This is a genomic window from Providencia sp. 2024EL-00732, from assembly GCF_044006275.1.
Classification (GTDB): Bacteria; Pseudomonadota; Gammaproteobacteria; order Enterobacterales; family Enterobacteriaceae; genus Providencia; species Providencia huashanensis.
The window spans coordinates 93,455-109,625 of sequence record NZ_JBIPDG010000002.1 but is presented as its reverse complement, the minus strand read 5'-3'; the positions used below and the strand labels follow the sequence as shown (position 1 = coordinate 109,625).

Sequence of the window (16,171 nt, the reverse complement as noted above, 5' to 3'; positions counted from 1 at the left end):
TAGCCTTCCCAAAATGTGATGACCATGACTTATTTTCAGGGGATATTCTAGCGGGGTTTGGGATGGAATGGGGGTGAAGTTAGTCCTAAATCTTTAGTCAAGATGGCAATTAACATATTGTAATGGTTAGAGTTATTTTTTCTTCTACAAAAGAAAAACGCCCCTAAGGGCGCTTTGATTAGTTGATGAAACACTATTTTTTCACTTGAGGTAATTTTACTCGAAGTAACCGTACAGCATTTGCAGTGACCAGTGCAGTTGCACCTGAGTCGGCCAGTACTGCAACCCAAAGCCCAGTGATCCCTAATAAACTGGTTACTAAGAAAACACCTTTTAACCCAAGTGCGATAGCGATGTTTTCACGAATGATTTTTCGTGTCGCACGGGATAACGCAATGATTTCAGCTAATCCGGTTAAGCGGTTGTGGGTTAACGCCGCATCCGCGGTTTCAAGAGCCACATCAGTTCCGCTTCCCATAGCCACCCCAATGCTTGACGCTTTCATTGCTGGCGCATCATTGATGCCATCGCCGACCATCATGGTACTATGGTTACGGTTAAGCTCCATGACTGCAGTGACTTTATCTTCTGGCAATAGCCCTGCTCGGTATTCCATACCTAACTGATTTGCAATTGCACTAGCAGCGCGTGGGTTATCACCGGTTAGCATCACGGCGTTCACATTAAGCGCTTTAAGCATATGCATTGCATCAGTTGCATCATTACGCAGCGTATCTTGCAAAGCGGTTAAACCGATGACACGGCTATCTTCAAGCGTGACAACGACAGTTTTCCCTTCGGCCTCTAGGGCTTCAACTTTACCTTGCCACTCACTATTTAACGGGATATCAAGGCGATTCGGTGCGCTAACAAGAATATGCTTGTTGTTAAGGAAACCTTCAACCCCTTTCCCTGCTAATGCTTTGCGCTCTTGAGCTTCTAGAACTGTTAAAGATAATTCTTCTGCTTTATTAACTACAGCTTTGGCGAGAGGATGGTGAGAGCCAACTTCTACAGAAGCGGTAATTTGCACTAATTCACCTTCAGTCATGCCTTCTGCTGGCACTAAGTTAGTGACATGAGGCTTACCTTCTGTCAGTGTACCTGTTTTGTCCAAAGCAATTGTTGTTATAGTACCTAGTTGCTCAAGTGCTGCACCACCTTTAATTAATGCTCCACGACGAGTTGCAGTGGCGAGTGCCGAGGTTATAGCTGCTGGGGTTGAGATGACTAAAGCACATGGACAACCGATCAACAGCAATGTTAAGCCTCGATATATCCACGTTTCCCACAATGCACCAAAGAAAATAGGTGGAATGACAATCACTAACGCTGAAATCAACATAATGATTGGCGTGTATATACGACTAAAGCGGTCAATAAAACGTTCTATAGGTGCTCGGCGTTCTTCTGCTTCCTCGATCAGTTGTAAAATGCGGTCGATAGCATTTTGCCCCTGTTCTGACACCACTTCCATTTGAACAGCTCTATCAACAGACAAACAACCCGCCGCAACTTTCTCACCAACATTGCGTTCAACCGGAACGGACTCCCCTGTTAGTGCACTTTCATCGAAGCTAGCAAAACCCGAAACCAAAACAGCATCTGTTGGTAGACGACCACCTGGGGCTATTTCAATAATGTCGCCTGGTCGTAATTGCGCAACAGGGATAGTGGATTTTTCCCCATCTTTGATTAAGACCGCATCTTCTGGCACTAAAGCCATTAATGCGCTAACACCGCGTCGTGCTCTACCTGCAGAATATGATTCCAGCATTTCACCTAACATGAAGAGCAAGATAACCATCGCGGCTTCTTCAGTTGCTTGAATGAATATTGCACCGACAGCTGCAACGGTCATTAATGTTTCAATAGCAAAGGGGGAGCCTGTACGAATTAAACGTAACGATTTACGGGCAATAGGGTATAGCCCAAAAAGGGTAGTTAAAATAAAAGCAATGTTACCAATTTGCGGATTGAAAGACTCAATTCCCCAACTAATGGCCATTAAAATGGCTAAGATAATGACGGGTTTAGCTTCACTCAATAAACTCTGTTGAGGAGCAAGGGACGCAGCACTGTTATTACCAACTTCAAGTAATTCATAACCCGCAGCTTCAACAGTAGAACGTACTGCCGTGCTGATGTCAGTATTTGCATCAACAACTAATTTTTCTGTGGCAAACAACACCTTAGCTTGTTTAACTTCACTAATTTGTCTTACTGCGGTTTCAATTTTATTTGCACAACTTGGGCAATCCATACCACGGATGATCCAACTAAAGCGTTGTTTCGCTTCTAGAGTTGGTTCAACGTCGTTAATTGTTTGTGTGTTAAGCCCACAGCTGGTGCCGTGTTGGTGGTCATGACTTGTGTGTTGATGTGAAGAATGCTGATGAGATTCTTCGTCATCGTCAGGATATTCCTTCACATTATTATGTTCATGAGTATGTGAGTCATTACTAACTTTTTTGCTGTTATTCGCAATAGAGGATGAACAGCTGCTATTGCTTGAGCAGCAACTGCTCGTATGCGCATGGGTATCTTTATGTGTATGTGTGTGCATAAGTGCCCCTTATCAAACAAGATATTCTATCATTGCAGATAAGCTTACACTTTGGAGTCTACTCCAGAGTCAAACTAAAAGAGAGGTGCCAATTGATAAAATTCTCAAATAGCATTTTTTATCAATTGGCGTGAGACTTGAATGAGTTGTTGTTACAGATAAATGGCACGAACAATGAAGAATTGTCCAATAAAATAGAGCGCGGCAACAACGGCTTTTGAGGCTTTAAATGGAATACGGAAATGTGCTATTAGCCAAACACAGTTAGATAAGAACAGTAGTGATGCCCCTATCATAATGGAAAAATTATATTCACGAGCTAGCCCAAAGTACTGGTCACCTGCGACCCATGCCATAATCATACACATGATTAACGACGCAAAAACAATAGCCTGTAGATTTTCGAGCTTTCCCCAAATGAAAACAAGAGTAACGGCTGCAATAATCAGAGGGACAGCTAGCCAAGGTAAGAATAGGCCAAAATTTAATTGCATCCCAAAGCTAATGGTATAAATCAGGTAACTCAAGAACATCAATGCGACTGAAGTTAGTAAGCGTTCACTAGATAACATGCGAGAAAGATCCGCTACTAGAGAAACTAATAGGCCTGCTAAAATCAGGTAGTTTTGAATATTTAAATCCTCAGAACTCCACCCCCAGAGTAGTAAGAGTAGCAGTGTAATAGGGCGAAATAACCAACGTTGCCACCCTGGTCCTCGATAGGCTGCATCGACATACAACCAACCGGAAAAGAGTACAGCGAGGAATGGCCAACTAATCATACACATATCCTTATAAGTTCAATGAGTGAAACTACAGTGATTAGGTTACTTAGATAACGTGTCCTATTTATATAAATAAGATAAACTACAGTTACTGACTTTTTAAACAAAATTCACATTATGAATAAGCCAATATTACTGATTATCGTTCTTGCGATCATTGCTGTTTTAGCAACAAAGCGCTTTTTTGACCAACGCAAGCAAAATGAAATTAATGATAACTCTTTGCCTGTGACTTATTTAGTTAAAGTCGATAATAAAAAAGATTACCCTTACCCTAACATGCGTTCTAGAGAGCGAGATGTTGTCTCTCCAGAAACTTTTCGTTATGAAATTTATTTCAAAACGCTATCAAGTGGTGAAATAATCAAAACTATTGTAACGGAAGAACAATACCAAGACGTTGAGTTAGGCCGCGAAGGTAAACTTATTATGCAAGGTACGCGGTTTGTTCGTTTTGAGCCAGCCTAGGGCCTTATTGGCCGGACTGTTTTTTCTTTGCTTCTTCCAACGTGGCTTTGGTTTTTTTCTGCATAGCTAGCATTTCAAAAACCCCAAAAAAGAAAATTCGTAGTTGAACTAAACCTGAGATTTTCTCCCCTTTAGGGAGGGTCGCTTTAAGAAAGATAGTTTGCAGTGCATGCATGAAAACCATAAACACCATTGCAATATCCATAAAGTATTTCAGTGGCTTAGGGAATGGGTGAATAAGGTTAAATACCATAAAGCCCCAAACACAAATCATCAGCAGGCGTCCAATGTTAATAAACATGTTTTTTTCCCTAAAGTAAAGTTCGGATGAAAAGACGATAAGCAACTTGCCCAGCTATTTTTTCGCGGTGAAGTTGCCAATTCGCTGGAATGTCAGTAAGTGGTGACTCCGCTTCTGACTCAATGTATACCCAGCTTTCCTCTGCTAACCATTGGTTTTTTTCTAATAATTGAATGGTTTCATTAAGTAACCCTTTTCGAAATGGTGGGTCAATAAAAACCACATCAAAAGGGGCCCCTGATTGGTTTAGTATATTAAGGGTATTATTATTGACAACAGAGGCATTATCGGCTTGCAAGCGGGTTTTATTTTCGGCTAATAGCTGTGCGTTTTGTTTATCAAGCTCAATAAAGGTTACAGTCTGGGCAAAGCGAGAAAGAGCCTCAAAGCCTAAAGCCCCGCTTCCTGCAAAGCAATCTAAGCAGCGAGCATCACGAATAACAGGCATTAACCAGTTAAATAAGGTTTCTTTTATTCTATCTGTTGTTGGGCGTAAGCCTTCACTATCGCGAACAGGTAGTTTTCTACCTCGCCATTTTCCACCAATAATTCGAATTTGCCCTAAAGGGGCTGATTGTGGTTTTTTTGCCATAATATTTATTGCTACTTAGCTGGTTTATGTACTTAAAATTGATTGTTACTATTGTATACCTGTCAGACGATAAGTTGCAGTGTTGTTATTCCTTATTGGTTGGATTTCAATTATAGCGTTTTATTTTCACAGTTTTAACACCCAAATTTAGATTAAATTTTCAGGATTTTTCTTTCAGATATGTGTTGCTGAGCGATGAAATGGTAGACTGGATGTAATTTTATCGCGATTTAATTATCGAGTGCCATATTTTTACCGCGAGGAGTGTAGTGGCAAATGGCTAAAGACAAGAAAAAAGGGTTCTTTTCATGGTTGGGGTTTGGTCGTAAAAATGAAGAAGATACTCAGAAAACAGACCATCAACAAACAAATACGGCTGACGAAGCTGAAAAACAGCAGCAAGAGCAAGAAGTTGCAATAGATATCGCAACCGCAGAAGCAGAACGACAACATCAAGCCGAGCAGGCTGCCATTAAAGCGGCTGAAGATGAAGCTCAGCGTCAGTATGAGGAACAGCAAGCTGCAATTGAAACAGCAACTGAGCAAGCAGAAAAAGAGCGTGAAGCACAAATAGCGGCGATTCAGGCAGCCCAAGAACAAGCAGAACTTGAACGCCAAAAGGCAGAAGAAGCACGGCTCATAGCAGAGCAGGCGGAGCGTGAGCGTTTGGAAGCTGAGGCAATGCGTGTGGCTGAAGTCGAAATGGAGCGCCAGCGCCAAGCAGAATTAGCCGCTATTCAGGCTGCAGAAGAGGCTTTAGAACAACAGCGTCAAGCTGATTTAGCGACGATTAAAGCAGCGGAAGAACAAGCAGAACGTGAACGCCAAGAAGCCGAAGCAGCACGGTTAGCAGAAGAACAAGCAGAAAGTGAACGCCAAGAAGCCGAAGCAGCACGGTTAGCGGAAGAGCAAGCAGAGCGTGAACGCCAAGAAGCCGAAGCAGCACGGTTAGCGGAAGAACAAGCAGAGCGTGAGCGCCAAGAAGCCGAAGCAGCACGGTTAGCGGAAGAGCAAGCAGAGCGTGAACGCCAAGAAGCTGAAGCGGCACGGTTAGCAGAAGAGCAAGCAGAGCGTGAACGCCAAGAAGCTGAAGCGGCACGGTTAGCAGAAGAACAAGCAGAACGTGAGCGCCAAGAAGCCGAAGCGGCACGGTTAGCGGAAGAGCAAGCAGAGCGTGAACGCCAAGAAGCTGAAGCGGCACGATTAGCGGAAGAACAAGCAGAACGTGAACGCCAAGAAGCCGAAGCGGCACGGTTAGCGGAAGAACAAGCAGAGCGTGAACGCCAAGAAGCTGAAGCGGCACGATTAGCGGAAGAACAAGCAGAACGTGAACGCCAAGAAGCCGAAGCGGCACGGTTAGCGGAAGAACAAGCAGAGCGTGAGCGCCAAGAAGCTGAAGCAGCACGGTTAGCGGAAGAGCAAGCAGAACGTGAACGCCAAGAAGCCGAAGCCGAGCGCTTACGTTTAGAAGAAGAAAAAAATAATTCGCCAACAGAACAAGAAAAACCCAAAAAAGAGGGTTTCTTTGCTAGGCTAAAGAAAGGGTTATTGAAGACCCGTCAAAATTTAGGTTCAGGCTTTTTGGGGTTATTTTCTGGTAAGAAAATTGATGATGACCTATTTGATGAACTTGAAGAACAATTATTAATTGCAGATGTTGGTGTAGATACCACTCGTAAAATTATTAATAACCTCACCGCGCATGCTAGCCGTAAAGACCTGAAAGATGCTGAGGCTTTATATGGCAAATTGCGTGAGGAAATGTCTGATATTTTAGCGAAAGTGGATAAACCACTCGAGATCGAAGATAAAAAACCCTATGTTATTCTAATGGTTGGGGTTAATGGAGTGGGTAAAACAACCACGATTGGTAAATTAGCACGTCAATACCAGTCGGAAGGGAAAAGCGTCATGTTAGCTGCGGGGGATACTTTCCGTGCCGCAGCGGTTGAACAACTCCAAGTGTGGGGTGAACGTAATAAAATCCCTGTGGTTGCTCAACACACCGGTGCAGACCCAGCCTCAGTTATTTTTGATGCAATTCAATCAGCGCAAGCTAAAGGTGCTGATGTCTTAATTGCTGATACTGCAGGGCGTTTACAAAATAAATCACACTTAATGGAAGAACTGAAGAAAATTGTTCGCGTGATGAAAAAATTGGATGAAAACGCACCGCATGAAATTATGTTAACGCTAGATGCGAGTACTGGACAAAACGCGGTAAGTCAGGCCAAACTTTTTGATGAAGCTGTTGGTTTGACTGGTATCACATTGACTAAGCTCGATGGCACAGCAAAAGGTGGGGTAATTTTCTCTATTGCAGACCAATTTGGTATTCCAATTCGTTACATTGGTATTGGTGAAGGTATTGAAGATTTACGTCCATTTAAAGCAGATGACTTTATCGAGGCTCTATTTGCCCGAGAGGAATAATTTTCGATGATCCGCTTTGAACACGTTAGTAAAGCTTATCGCGGTGGCCGCCAAGCTCTCCAAGGGGTTGATTTTCATATTCAACCTGGGGAAATGGCATTTTTAACAGGCCACTCAGGCGCAGGTAAAAGTACGTTACTTAAACTAATATGTGGCATTGAGCGCCCAAGTGCGGGCCACATTTTGTTTAATGGTCACGATATTAGCCGCTTGAAGAATCGGGAGATCCCATTTCTGCGCAGGCAGATCGGCATGATTTTTCAGGATCACCACCTGCTATTTGATCGAACTGTTTATGATAACGTAGCGATGCCATTGATTATCTCTGGGGCGAGTACAGAAGATATTCGTAGGCGCGTTTCTGCTGCATTGGATAAAGTTGGGTTATTGGATAAAGCGAAAAATTTCCCTATCCAATTATCTGGTGGGGAACAGCAGCGAGTGGGTATTGCACGAGCCGTGGTGAACAAACCAACGATGTTACTCGCGGATGAACCAACCGGTAACCTTGATGGCGAGCTATCGGAAGGTATTATGCGTTTATTTGAAGAGTTTAACCGCGTTGGCGTGACGGTATTAATGGCAACACACGATATTGCATTGATTGAACGTCGTAACTATCGTGTTCTTACACTTAGTGAAGGCCGCATGCTTGGAGGTCAACATGGCTAAGAATGTCCGTAAAGGCAGGCCAGAACGCACCATGCAATCGAAAAGTAAAGCACTAAAGGGCGGGTGGCGTGAGCAATGGCGTTATTCATGGCTTAATGCACTTGCCGATATGCTTAGGCAACCTTTAGCCACCTTTTTAACGGTGATGGTGATAGCGATTTCACTCGCTTTACCAAGCCTTTGTTATATTGTGTGGAAAAACGTCTCACAAGCAGCAGCACAGTGGTATCCAACACCACAACTCACAGTTTATCTGGATAAATCTCTTGATGAACAAGGTGGTCAAAATGTGGTGACTCAATTACAGGCTCTTGAAGGTGTGGAAAACGTTAATTACCTTTCAAGGGACCAAGCAATGAGCGAATTTCGTAGCTGGTCTGGTTTTAGTACCGCACTTGATATGCTTGAAGAAAACCCATTGCCTGCGGTGGCGATCATAACGCCAAAAATTGACTTTGAAGGGTCAACGGTACTGACCACACTTCGAGACCGGGTCAGTCAAGTGAATGGTATTGAAGAAGTTCGCATGGATGATAGCTGGTTTGCGCGTTTAGCATCATTAACCAATTTGGTGGGGAGCATTGCTTCCGTGATTGGTATTTTAATGATTGTGTCATTGTTCCTTGTAATTGGTAACAGTGTGCGGCTAAATATTTTTGCTCGACGAGATACGATCAATGTGATGAAGTTGATCGGCGCAACTGATGGTTTTATCATGCGGCCATTTTTAAATGGGGGGCTTTTTTTAGGGGCTTTAGGCGCCATAATCTCCTTAATTATGACCTTCTTACTGGTTTGGCAGTTATCGGCTGGTGTTGCGCAAGTCGCAAGTGTGTTTGGGACTCAATTTAATATTGAAGGGCTATTGTGGGAAGAGTCATTATTGATCCTCTTATTATCTGCAATGGTAGGTTGGGTTGCAGCATGGTTGGCGACACTTCAACATTTACGTCATTTTACACCAGAGTAATAGATTGTTTTTAGTGGCTTTTATCGAGGGCTATGGGTAATGAATGCTTATTAGCCCTTGATTTTATTAGGTCTTTATTTTAAAAGTGAACTTAGTCTGGATTGTTTTGTCTTATATTGACCTACTGTTAACAATTCCTGTATATAATTTATTTAATGCCGTTAAACTGCTAAACTCTATGTTTACTTCATGATTAACCAATACGGTTATCGACATCAAACCAATCTGTTTTCCATTTTGTTTATAGAGGATCTGAATGACCAAAGATATGCAATCCTTAGCTCTTGTTCCACAAGGAAGTATTGAAGCCTATGTTAGGGCGGCTAATGCTTACCCGATGCTTACCGCTGAGGAAGAAAAGGAACTTGCTGAACGGCTGCATTACCACGGTGATCTGGATGCTGCCAAGCAACTTATTTTGTCGCATTTGCGCTTTGTTATTCATGTTGCTCGTAGTTATGCGGGGTATGGTTTGCCGCAAGCGGATTTAATTCAGGAAGGAAATATCGGCTTGATGAAAGCGGTGCGTCGTTTTAATCCTGAGGTTGGTGTTCGCTTAGTTTCCTTTGCGGTTCACTGGATCAAAGCAGAAATTCATGAATATGTGTTACGCAATTGGCGTATCGTAAAAGTTGCAACAACTAAATCTCAGCGTAAGCTATTCTTTAATCTAAGAAAAAATAAAAAGCGTCTTGGTTGGTTTAATCAAGAAGAAGTGGATATGGTTGCTGAAGAACTTGGAGTAAGCACGAAAGATGTCCGCGAAATGGAATCTCGCATGGCCGCACAGGATATGGCATTTGATATGTCAGATGACGACGATAGCGGTGATTTCGGCGGTCCAATTGCGCCAGTCTTATTTTTGCAGGATAAATCATCGGATTTTGCAGGTTCCATTGAAGATGATAACTGGGAAAGTCACGCGACTGATCGGCTATCTGATGCATTAGATTCCTTAGATGAGCGCAGCCAAGACATTATTCGGGCACGCTGGCTTGATGATGACAACAAAACGACGTTGCAAGAACTGGCTGATAAGTACGGTGTATCAGCTGAGCGTGTTCGTCAGTTAGAAAAAAATGCCATGAAAAAACTGCGTTTAGCCATGGAAGAAGATGACGACGAGATGTAATTTGTTGTTAAATAAACTGCGGTAAATAATTATCTGCATTTGTCTTCAATAAAATGGAGTATAAATGCAGATAATCACATCTTATATTCTGTTTTTATTTCTGGCCTTATAAATAGGCAAACAACCTACTCTTAGTCGCTATACAACTCTAATGGAAGGCCATCAGGGTCAGCAAAAAACGTGAATCTTTTTTGAGTGTAAGGGTCAATCCGTATTTCTTCACAAGTCACCCCTTGTTTTGCTAAATAAGCGACCCATTTATCTAAGTTATCAACACTAAAAGCAAGGTGGCGAAGCCCTGCTGCTTCGGGGTAGCTCAACCTTGCTGGTGGATCAATAAAACTGAATAATTCAATTTGATAATGTTCCCCAAAAGCTAAGTCTGCTTTCCATGAATGGCTTTCAGCACGGTAGTATTGTGCTAGTAAGTTTAAACCTAAAATACGGCAGTAAAAATCTTTACTGACTTCAAAATTTGAGGCGATGATCGCAACATGATGGATTTTATTTAACTTCATGTAGGTAGCCTATCTGTTTTTCCCATACGTCTGGTTGTATTGTCGCATTAAACCCGCAGGCGGTTAAAAATAATTGCATGTGTTGTTTTTCTTGTGGCAAAACATGACTGAAATTGAACTGCCAGTGTTCTACATCAGGATGAGCTCGGAAAATTTCTTGCATTAAATATAAGCCAACACCTCTGCGACGAGTCGCCTCACGAACACAAAAATCACGAATAATGGCATGATGATGGTCAACGCTCACTTTAGCGGCTGCAAGTAACCTTTCATTAAAGCGAGCAGCATAAAACTGTTCCCCAGTTTTAAGTATTTCAGTAAGTTCATGTTGGCTCTGGTCAGGCCAGATTTTATGTAAGTCTAGGTATTGCTGTTCAGTAGGAATGACCAAAGGGATAATAGTGAGTCTCATGATGTTTTGTCCGTTTCCCTGTAAGGGTTGCAGTCACTGATCCTGCCAGAGTGATCTACAACTGATTTTTAGGTTTTAGAGAGAAAAATTTGGTACGACTTAATTTTCCGAGTTTAGCTCGGATTAATTTAAATTTAACTAGAATATAACACTGGTATTTACATAAAAACCACTTAAACACATTAGTTTTTTATTCTGCATCTAATGTAATTACCTACCATATCCATTTGCTATTTAGCATAATTATCTTGTTTAATGTTATGAAATATATAGCCTTATTCGCTGTATTTTGAAATATCAGGCATTGTACCTGTCAACCATAATAATCTACTACAAATCAAATACAAACACTCAGAACCATGAAGACGGGGACGATAAAATGAAGAATATGAATAAAGCATTATTAGCGGGCTGTATCGCGATGGCATTCAGCTCTGCGGGATGGGCAAAGGAAATTAAAATTGCGGTTGTTGGCGCAATGTCAGGGCCAGTGGCTCAATATGGTGATATGGAATTTACAGGAGCGCGTCAAGCTATTGCAGATATTAATGCAAAAGGTGGCATTAATGGTAATACACTAGTTGCAGTTGAATACGATGACGCTTGTGACCCGAAGCAAGCAGTTGCAGTTGCCAATAAAGTAATCAATGATGGTATTCGCCATGTTATTGGTCATCTGTGCTCTTCTTCTACTCAGCCTGCATCGGATATCTATGAAGATGAAGGCGTGATTATGATCACCCCTGCGGCAACGAACGCCGACCTCACTACCCGTGGTTACCAAATGGTATTGCGTACGACGGGTTTAGACTCTGACCAAGGGCCTACCGCAGTTAAATATATTTTAGATGAGGTTAAGCCAACTCGTATCGCTGTGGTACACGATAAACAGCAGTATGGTGAAGGTTTAGCGCGCTCTGTTCGTGAAAACCTCAATAAAGCTGGTGTAAAAGAAGTGATGTTTGAAGGGGTTACCGCTGGTGACAAAGATTTTTCAGCATTAGTGGCGAAGCTGAAAAAAGAAAACGTAGATTTTGTTTACTTCGGTGGTTATTACCCAGAAATGGGGCAAATTTTACGCCAAGCGAAGCAATCTGGTCTAAACATCCGTTTTATGGGGCCTGAAGGTGTTGGTAACTCGTCATTATCGAATATCGCTGGTGATGCTTCGGAAGGGATGCTAGTCACATTACCAAAGCGCTATGACCAAGTTGCCACTAACCAACCTATTGTTGATGCAATTAAAGCGAAAAAAGAAGATCCAACAGGGCCATTTGTGTGGACAACTTATGCTGCTATCCAAGGTTTAACTACGGCAATGGAGCGTACAGGTAGTGTTGAGCCTGAAGATTTAGTCAAAGATTTGAAAGCAAATCCAGTTGAAACTGTAATGGGAACGCTAAGCTGGCAGCCAAACGGGGACTTGAAAGGTTTCGAGTTTGGTGTATTTGAATGGCACAAAGATGGGACTTCCACCTCTGTAAAATAGTCGCGAGTCGTGTTCCAAAGTAGTGAATAAGAACCGGAAGAGAGTCACTTTCTTCCGGCTTCTGTTCTCTATATAGGACAAGCAGTTCGAAAGGATAGTCTTATGTCAGATCAAATTCTTTATTTTATTCAGCAATTCCTTAATGGATTGACTCTTGGCAGCACCTACGCACTCATCGCTATAGGTTATACCATGGTGTACGGCATCATTGGTATGATTAACTTTGCTCATGGCGAAGTGTATATGATAGGCAGCTATGTTTCTTTTATTGTGATCGCAGGCTTAATGATGCTTGGGATTGACGTTGGCTGGATCTTAGTCGCTGCGGCATTTGTTGCCGCGATCGTTGTTTCCAGTGCTTATGGTTGGAGTATTGAGCGTGTTGCTTATCGGCCTGTACGTCATTCTAAACGTTTAATTGCATTGATCTCGGCGATCGGAATGTCTATTTTTCTACAAAACTATGTCAGTTTGTCACAAGGTTCACGGGACTTAGCGTTACCAAGCCTAATTACAGGGCAATGGGTGCTCGGTGAAAGTGATGGTTTTGCAGCAACAGTTACGAAAATGCAGTTAACAATATGGGTGGTAACACTGCTAGCGATGCTGGCGTTAACCGTATTTATTCGTTATTCAAAGATGGGAAGAGCCTGTCGTGCTTGTGCTGAAGACTTAAAAATGGCGAGTTTACTTGGCATTAATACCGACCGAGTCATTTCGTTAACTTTTGTTATTGGTGCTGCAATGGCCGCAGTAGCCGGTGTTTTGTTAGGGCAATTTTATGGTGTTATTAACCCATATATTGGCTTTATGGCTGGGATGAAAGCCTTTACGGCAGCAGTATTAGGTGGAATAGGCAGTATTCCTGGCGCCATGCTAGGTGGTTTAATTCTTGGTGTGGCTGAAGCGATGACTTCTGCATATTTGAGCACTGAATACAAAGATGTCGTGTCATTTGGTTTATTAATCGGTGTGTTATTAATCATGCCTACCGGCATTCTGGGACGCCCGGAGGTCGAAAAAGTATGAGAAAAGAAAATTGGATTAACGCTATTGTAGCCTCAGCCACTTTTTTTGTGCTGGCGTTATTTATGATGGGGATGCAACTTACACTTGATGGAACAAAACTGGTTGTCACAATGGGAGATTCTGTTCGTTGGAATTGGATTCTTGCAGGGATTGTCGTCATTTTTGTGTACCAGCTTGTCCGCCCAACGTTAAGTAAAGTATGGAAAGGCGTTCCTAAGAAAGCTTGGTCTATTCCTGATTTTGATGGTTCCACAACAAAACAGAAAATCTTAGCGGTCATAATCATTATTGCTGCAATTATTTGGCCATTTCTAGTTTCACGTGGAAGTGTTGATATTGCGACTTTAACACTAATTTATGTGATGTTAGGGTTGGGGTTAAACGTTGTTGTTGGCCTTTCTGGTTTACTGGTTTTAGGTTATGCAGGCTTCTATGCGATCGGCGCTTATACTTTCGGGTTATTAAATCATTACTATGGTTTTGGTTTCTGGGAAAGTTTACCGATTGCAGGGTTAACCGCGGCATTAGCCGGTTTTTTACTAGGCTTCCCTGTTCTGAGATTAAGAGGTGACTATCTTGCGATTGTGACGCTCGGTTTTGGGGAAATTGTACGTATTTTATTACTCAATAATACTGAGATCACAGGTGGGCCGAATGGGATTAGCCAGTTACCTAAACCTACATTGTTTGGTCTTGAGTTTAGCCGTACAGCAAAAGAGGGATGGGACACATTCCATAACTTTTTTGGGTTAGATTATAGCCCTGGTGATCGGATTATTTTTCTCTATTTTGTCGCGCTACTGCTAGTTGTATTGACGCTGTTTATCATTAATCGGCTGCTTCGAATGCCGTTAGGCCGTGCGTGGGAAGCGTTGCGTGAAGATGAAATTGCATGTCGCTCACTAGGCTTGAGTCCAACGCGAATTAAATTAACCGCTTTTACTATTAGTGCCGCTTTTGCGGGGTTTGCGGGGACATTATTTGCCGCAAGACAAGGGTTTATTAGCCCAGAGTCATTTACCTTTGTTGAGTCTGCATTTGTACTGGCTATTGTTGTACTTGGGGGAATGGGCTCGCAAACATCGGTGATTTTAGCCGCTATTATCTTAGTTGTATCAAGGGAAATGATGCGTGACCTTAACCAATACAGCATGTTGTTATTGGGGGCATTGATGGTATTGATGATGATTTGGCGGCCACAAGGCTTATTACCAATGAAACGTCGACAAATGCAGGTTAAAAAAGTACCTGAAGGGGAGGGCGCATGAGTCAATTAACTTCCCCTTTATTACAGGTCAGTGGCTTAACCATGCGTTTTGGTGGCTTACTTGCGGTTAATGATGTCGAACTAGGGATTAATCAGGGTGAAATAGTGTCCTTAATTGGGCCTAACGGCGCAGGGAAAACAACCATTTTTAACTGCTTAACTGGCTTTTATAAGCCGACTAGTGGCACTATCTTATACCATGATAAACACCTTGAAGGCCTATCAGGGCAAGCTATCGCGCGTTTAGGGGTTATCCGAACTTTTCAACACGTGCGGTTGTTCAAAGAAATGACTGTCATTGAGAACCTACTTGTTGCGCAACACCAACATTTGAAAAGTGGTATTTTTTCTGGTCTTTTAAAGACTCCAGGTTTTCGCCGTGCAGAGTCAGAAGCTCTTGATAATGCGGTAAAATGGTTGGAGCGAGTTGACCTATTACCGTTTGCTAATCGGCAAGCAGGTAATTTAGCGTATGGGCAACAACGACGTTTAGAGATCGCACGCTGTATGGTGACTCGCCCTGAAATTTTGATGTTAGACGAACCCGCAGCAGGACTTAACCCTAAAGAAACTAATGACTTAGATGAATTAATTGCTGAATTACGCAGCCATCATAATGTTTCTATCTTATTAATTGAACATGATATGAAATTAGTGATGGGGATTTCAGACCGTATTTATGTTGTGAATCAAGGTACGCCATTAGCCAATGGTACACCAAATGAAATTCGCCAACATCCAGATGTGATTAAGGCCTATTTGGGGGAAGCTTACTGATGTTAGAGTTTAAAAAAGTTTCTACTCACTATGGGAAGATACAAGCACTGCATGGGATCAGCTTAAATATTCAAAAGGGTGAAATTGTGACCCTAATTGGTGCTAATGGTGCAGGGAAAACAACCTTATTAAGCACCTTGTGTGGCGACCCTCGAGCATCTGAAGGCCAAGTTATCTACCGAGGTGTGGATATTACTCAATTACCTACATCGAAAATTATGCGTGAAGATATTGCATTAGTGCCAGAAGGGCGGCGTGTATTTTCTCGTATGACGGTAGAAGAAAACCTCGCCATGGGGGGATTTTTCGCTAATCGCCAAGAGTATCAAGAACGTATTGAACGAGTATATACGCTATTTCCAAGGCTCTATGAACGTCGAAACCAACGCTCGGGGACGATGTCAGGTGGGGAACAACAAATGCTTGCCATAGGGCGTGCTTTAATGAGTCAGCCTGAATTGTTGTTACTCGATGAGCCGTCACTAGGGTTGGCTCCGATTATTATTATGCAAATTTTTGATACGATTCAACAGCTACGGGAAGAAGGCATGACCATTTTCCTTGTTGAGCAAAATGCTAATCAAGCTTTGAAACTCGCTGATCGCGGGTATGTACTGGAAAATGGGCGTATTGTCCTGGAAGACAGTGGAAAAGCCTTGTTAGCCAATGAGGCTGTCAGAAATGCTTATTTAGGCGGTTAGTGAGAATATATTAAATACTTCGGGCTGTGGGAGTGCAATAGCTCGAAGTATTTAATACC

At 42.5% G+C, this 16,171-nt stretch carries 16 protein-coding genes; 10 read left to right on the top strand and 6 right to left on the bottom strand.

Annotated features, from left to right (window positions below):
* Positions 1-193 precede the first annotated feature (193 nt).
* A complete protein-coding gene (locus ACHB7C_RS05600) occupies positions 194-2,566 on the bottom strand; it encodes a zinc/cadmium/mercury/lead-transporting ATPase (protein ID WP_071548626.1) in 2,373 nt (790 codons plus the stop codon).
* 152 nt (positions 2,567-2,718) lie between these two features.
* Positions 2,719-3,348 carry a lysoplasmalogenase gene (locus ACHB7C_RS05595; protein ID WP_042846339.1) on the bottom strand — a complete coding sequence of 210 codons (630 nt, stop codon included), beginning with the start codon at positions 3,346-3,348 and terminating at the stop codon, positions 2,719-2,721.
* A 120-nt stretch (positions 3,349-3,468) separates the two neighbouring features.
* Here ACHB7C_RS05595 and ACHB7C_RS05590 point away from each other — a divergent pair, with 120 nt between their 5' ends.
* Positions 3,469-3,819: a DUF2500 family protein gene (locus ACHB7C_RS05590; protein WP_042846338.1), complete on the top strand. Its 351-nt coding sequence runs from the start codon at positions 3,469-3,471 to the stop codon at positions 3,817-3,819.
* 4 nt (positions 3,820-3,823) lie between these two features.
* Here the strand turns inward: ACHB7C_RS05590 and ACHB7C_RS05585 are convergent, their stop codons facing one another.
* Both ACHB7C_RS05585 and rsmD read right to left on the bottom strand, forming a co-directional pair.
* Positions 3,824-4,120: a DUF1145 family protein gene (locus ACHB7C_RS05585; RefSeq protein WP_198860928.1), complete on the bottom strand. Its 297-nt coding sequence runs from the start codon at positions 4,118-4,120 to the stop codon at positions 3,824-3,826.
* Between the two features lie 10 nt (positions 4,121-4,130).
* On the bottom strand, positions 4,131-4,712 hold the full coding sequence (gene rsmD / locus ACHB7C_RS05580; protein ID WP_048606105.1) for a 16S rRNA (guanine(966)-N(2))-methyltransferase: 582 nt from the start codon (positions 4,710-4,712) through the stop codon (positions 4,131-4,133).
* 276 nt (positions 4,713-4,988) lie between these two features.
* On the opposite strand from rsmD, the gene ftsY reads away from it, so the two are divergent.
* From ftsY to rpoH, 4 genes are all read left to right on the top strand, one after another.
* Positions 4,989-7,145 carry a signal recognition particle-docking protein FtsY gene (gene ftsY, locus ACHB7C_RS05575; protein ID WP_395346679.1) on the top strand — a complete coding sequence of 719 codons (2,157 nt, stop codon included), beginning with the start codon at positions 4,989-4,991 and terminating at the stop codon, positions 7,143-7,145.
* A 6-nt stretch (positions 7,146-7,151) separates the two neighbouring features.
* Positions 7,152-7,817: a cell division ATP-binding protein FtsE gene (gene ftsE, locus ACHB7C_RS05570; RefSeq protein ID WP_042846331.1), complete on the top strand. Its 666-nt coding sequence runs from the start codon at positions 7,152-7,154 to the stop codon at positions 7,815-7,817.
* Positions 7,810-8,787: a permease-like cell division protein FtsX gene (gene ftsX, locus ACHB7C_RS05565; protein ID WP_042846328.1), complete on the top strand. Its 978-nt coding sequence runs from the start codon at positions 7,810-7,812 to the stop codon at positions 8,785-8,787. Before ftsE ends, ftsX begins: the two co-directional genes overlap by 8 nt.
* A gap of 256 nt (positions 8,788-9,043) precedes the next feature.
* Entirely contained in the window at positions 9,044-9,919 is an 876-nt protein-coding gene (rpoH, locus tag ACHB7C_RS05560; protein WP_042846326.1) for an RNA polymerase sigma factor RpoH, read from the top strand.
* Positions 9,920-10,050: 131 nt separating this feature from the next.
* On the opposite strand, the gene ACHB7C_RS05555 is transcribed toward rpoH, so the two are convergent.
* Positions 10,051-10,437: a VOC family protein gene (locus tag ACHB7C_RS05555; protein WP_048606112.1), complete on the bottom strand. Its 387-nt coding sequence runs from the start codon at positions 10,435-10,437 to the stop codon at positions 10,051-10,053.
* Entirely contained in the window at positions 10,424-10,849 is a 426-nt protein-coding gene (gene panM, locus ACHB7C_RS05550) for an aspartate 1-decarboxylase autocleavage activator PanM (protein ID WP_042846322.1), read from the bottom strand. Before panM ends, ACHB7C_RS05555 begins: the two co-directional genes overlap by 14 nt.
* Positions 10,850-11,228: 379 nt before the next feature.
* On the opposite strand from panM, the gene ACHB7C_RS05545 reads away from it, so the two are divergent.
* The 5 genes from ACHB7C_RS05545 (at position 11,229) to livF (ending at position 16,112) form a co-directional block, all read left to right on the top strand.
* Positions 11,229-12,338, top strand: coding sequence for a branched-chain amino acid ABC transporter substrate-binding protein (locus tag ACHB7C_RS05545; protein WP_042846321.1), 1,110 nt, complete (start codon positions 11,229-11,231; stop codon positions 12,336-12,338).
* Between the two features lie 102 nt (positions 12,339-12,440).
* Positions 12,441-13,367 (top strand): high-affinity branched-chain amino acid ABC transporter permease LivH, encoded by a 927-nt coding sequence (gene livH, locus ACHB7C_RS05540; protein ID WP_042846319.1) that lies wholly within the window; start codon positions 12,441-12,443, stop codon positions 13,365-13,367.
* The gene (locus ACHB7C_RS05535; RefSeq protein WP_042846314.1) at positions 13,364-14,635 is read left to right on the top strand and encodes a high-affinity branched-chain amino acid ABC transporter permease LivM; all 1,272 of its coding nucleotides are present in this window, start codon (positions 13,364-13,366) and stop codon (positions 14,633-14,635) included. Before livH ends, ACHB7C_RS05535 begins: the two co-directional genes overlap by 4 nt.
* Positions 14,632-15,411, top strand: a complete 780-nt coding sequence (gene livG, locus ACHB7C_RS05530; RefSeq protein WP_048606117.1) for a high-affinity branched-chain amino acid ABC transporter ATP-binding protein LivG — start codon at positions 14,632-14,634, stop codon at positions 15,409-15,411. The genes ACHB7C_RS05535 and livG overlap by 4 nt, the downstream gene beginning before the upstream one ends.
* Entirely contained in the window at positions 15,411-16,112 is a 702-nt protein-coding gene (gene livF, locus ACHB7C_RS05525) for a high-affinity branched-chain amino acid ABC transporter ATP-binding protein LivF (RefSeq protein ID WP_042846311.1), read from the top strand. Before livG ends, livF begins: the two co-directional genes overlap by 1 nt.
* The last annotated feature ends 59 nt before the right edge of the window (positions 16,113-16,171 follow it).

Excerpts from the sequence above, each read along its gene's own strand:
- livG (WP_048606117.1), top strand. The coding sequence starts at position 14,632 with ATGAGTCAATTAACTTCCCCTTTATTACAGGTCAGTGGCTTAACCATG.
- ACHB7C_RS05555 (WP_048606112.1), bottom strand. The coding sequence starts at position 10,437 with ATGAAGTTAAATAAAATCCATCATGTTGCGATCATCGCCTCAAATTTT.
- ftsE (WP_042846331.1), top strand. The coding sequence starts at position 7,152 with ATGATCCGCTTTGAACACGTTAGTAAAGCTTATCGCGGTGGCCGCCAA.
- ftsY (WP_395346679.1), top strand. The coding sequence starts at position 4,989 with ATGGCTAAAGACAAGAAAAAAGGGTTCTTTTCATGGTTGGGGTTTGGT.
- livF (WP_042846311.1), top strand. The coding sequence starts at position 15,411 with ATGTTAGAGTTTAAAAAAGTTTCTACTCACTATGGGAAGATACAAGCA.
- ACHB7C_RS05535 (WP_042846314.1), top strand. The coding sequence starts at position 13,364 with ATGAGAAAAGAAAATTGGATTAACGCTATTGTAGCCTCAGCCACTTTT.
- ACHB7C_RS05545 (WP_042846321.1), top strand. The coding sequence starts at position 11,229 with ATGAAGAATATGAATAAAGCATTATTAGCGGGCTGTATCGCGATGGCA.
- livH (WP_042846319.1), top strand. The coding sequence starts at position 12,441 with ATGTCAGATCAAATTCTTTATTTTATTCAGCAATTCCTTAATGGATTG.
- ftsX (WP_042846328.1), top strand. The coding sequence starts at position 7,810 with ATGGCTAAGAATGTCCGTAAAGGCAGGCCAGAACGCACCATGCAATCG.
- ACHB7C_RS05595 (WP_042846339.1), bottom strand. The coding sequence starts at position 3,348 with ATGATTAGTTGGCCATTCCTCGCTGTACTCTTTTCCGGTTGGTTGTAT.
- ACHB7C_RS05590 (WP_042846338.1), top strand. The coding sequence starts at position 3,469 with ATGAATAAGCCAATATTACTGATTATCGTTCTTGCGATCATTGCTGTT.
- ACHB7C_RS05600 (WP_071548626.1), bottom strand. The coding sequence starts at position 2,566 with ATGCACACACATACACATAAAGATACCCATGCGCATACGAGCAGTTGC.
- panM (WP_042846322.1), bottom strand. The coding sequence starts at position 10,849 with ATGAGACTCACTATTATCCCTTTGGTCATTCCTACTGAACAGCAATAC.
- rsmD (WP_048606105.1), bottom strand. The coding sequence starts at position 4,712 with ATGGCAAAAAAACCACAATCAGCCCCTTTAGGGCAAATTCGAATTATT.
- rpoH (WP_042846326.1), top strand. The coding sequence starts at position 9,044 with ATGACCAAAGATATGCAATCCTTAGCTCTTGTTCCACAAGGAAGTATT.
- ACHB7C_RS05585 (WP_198860928.1), bottom strand. The coding sequence starts at position 4,120 with ATGTTTATTAACATTGGACGCCTGCTGATGATTTGTGTTTGGGGCTTT.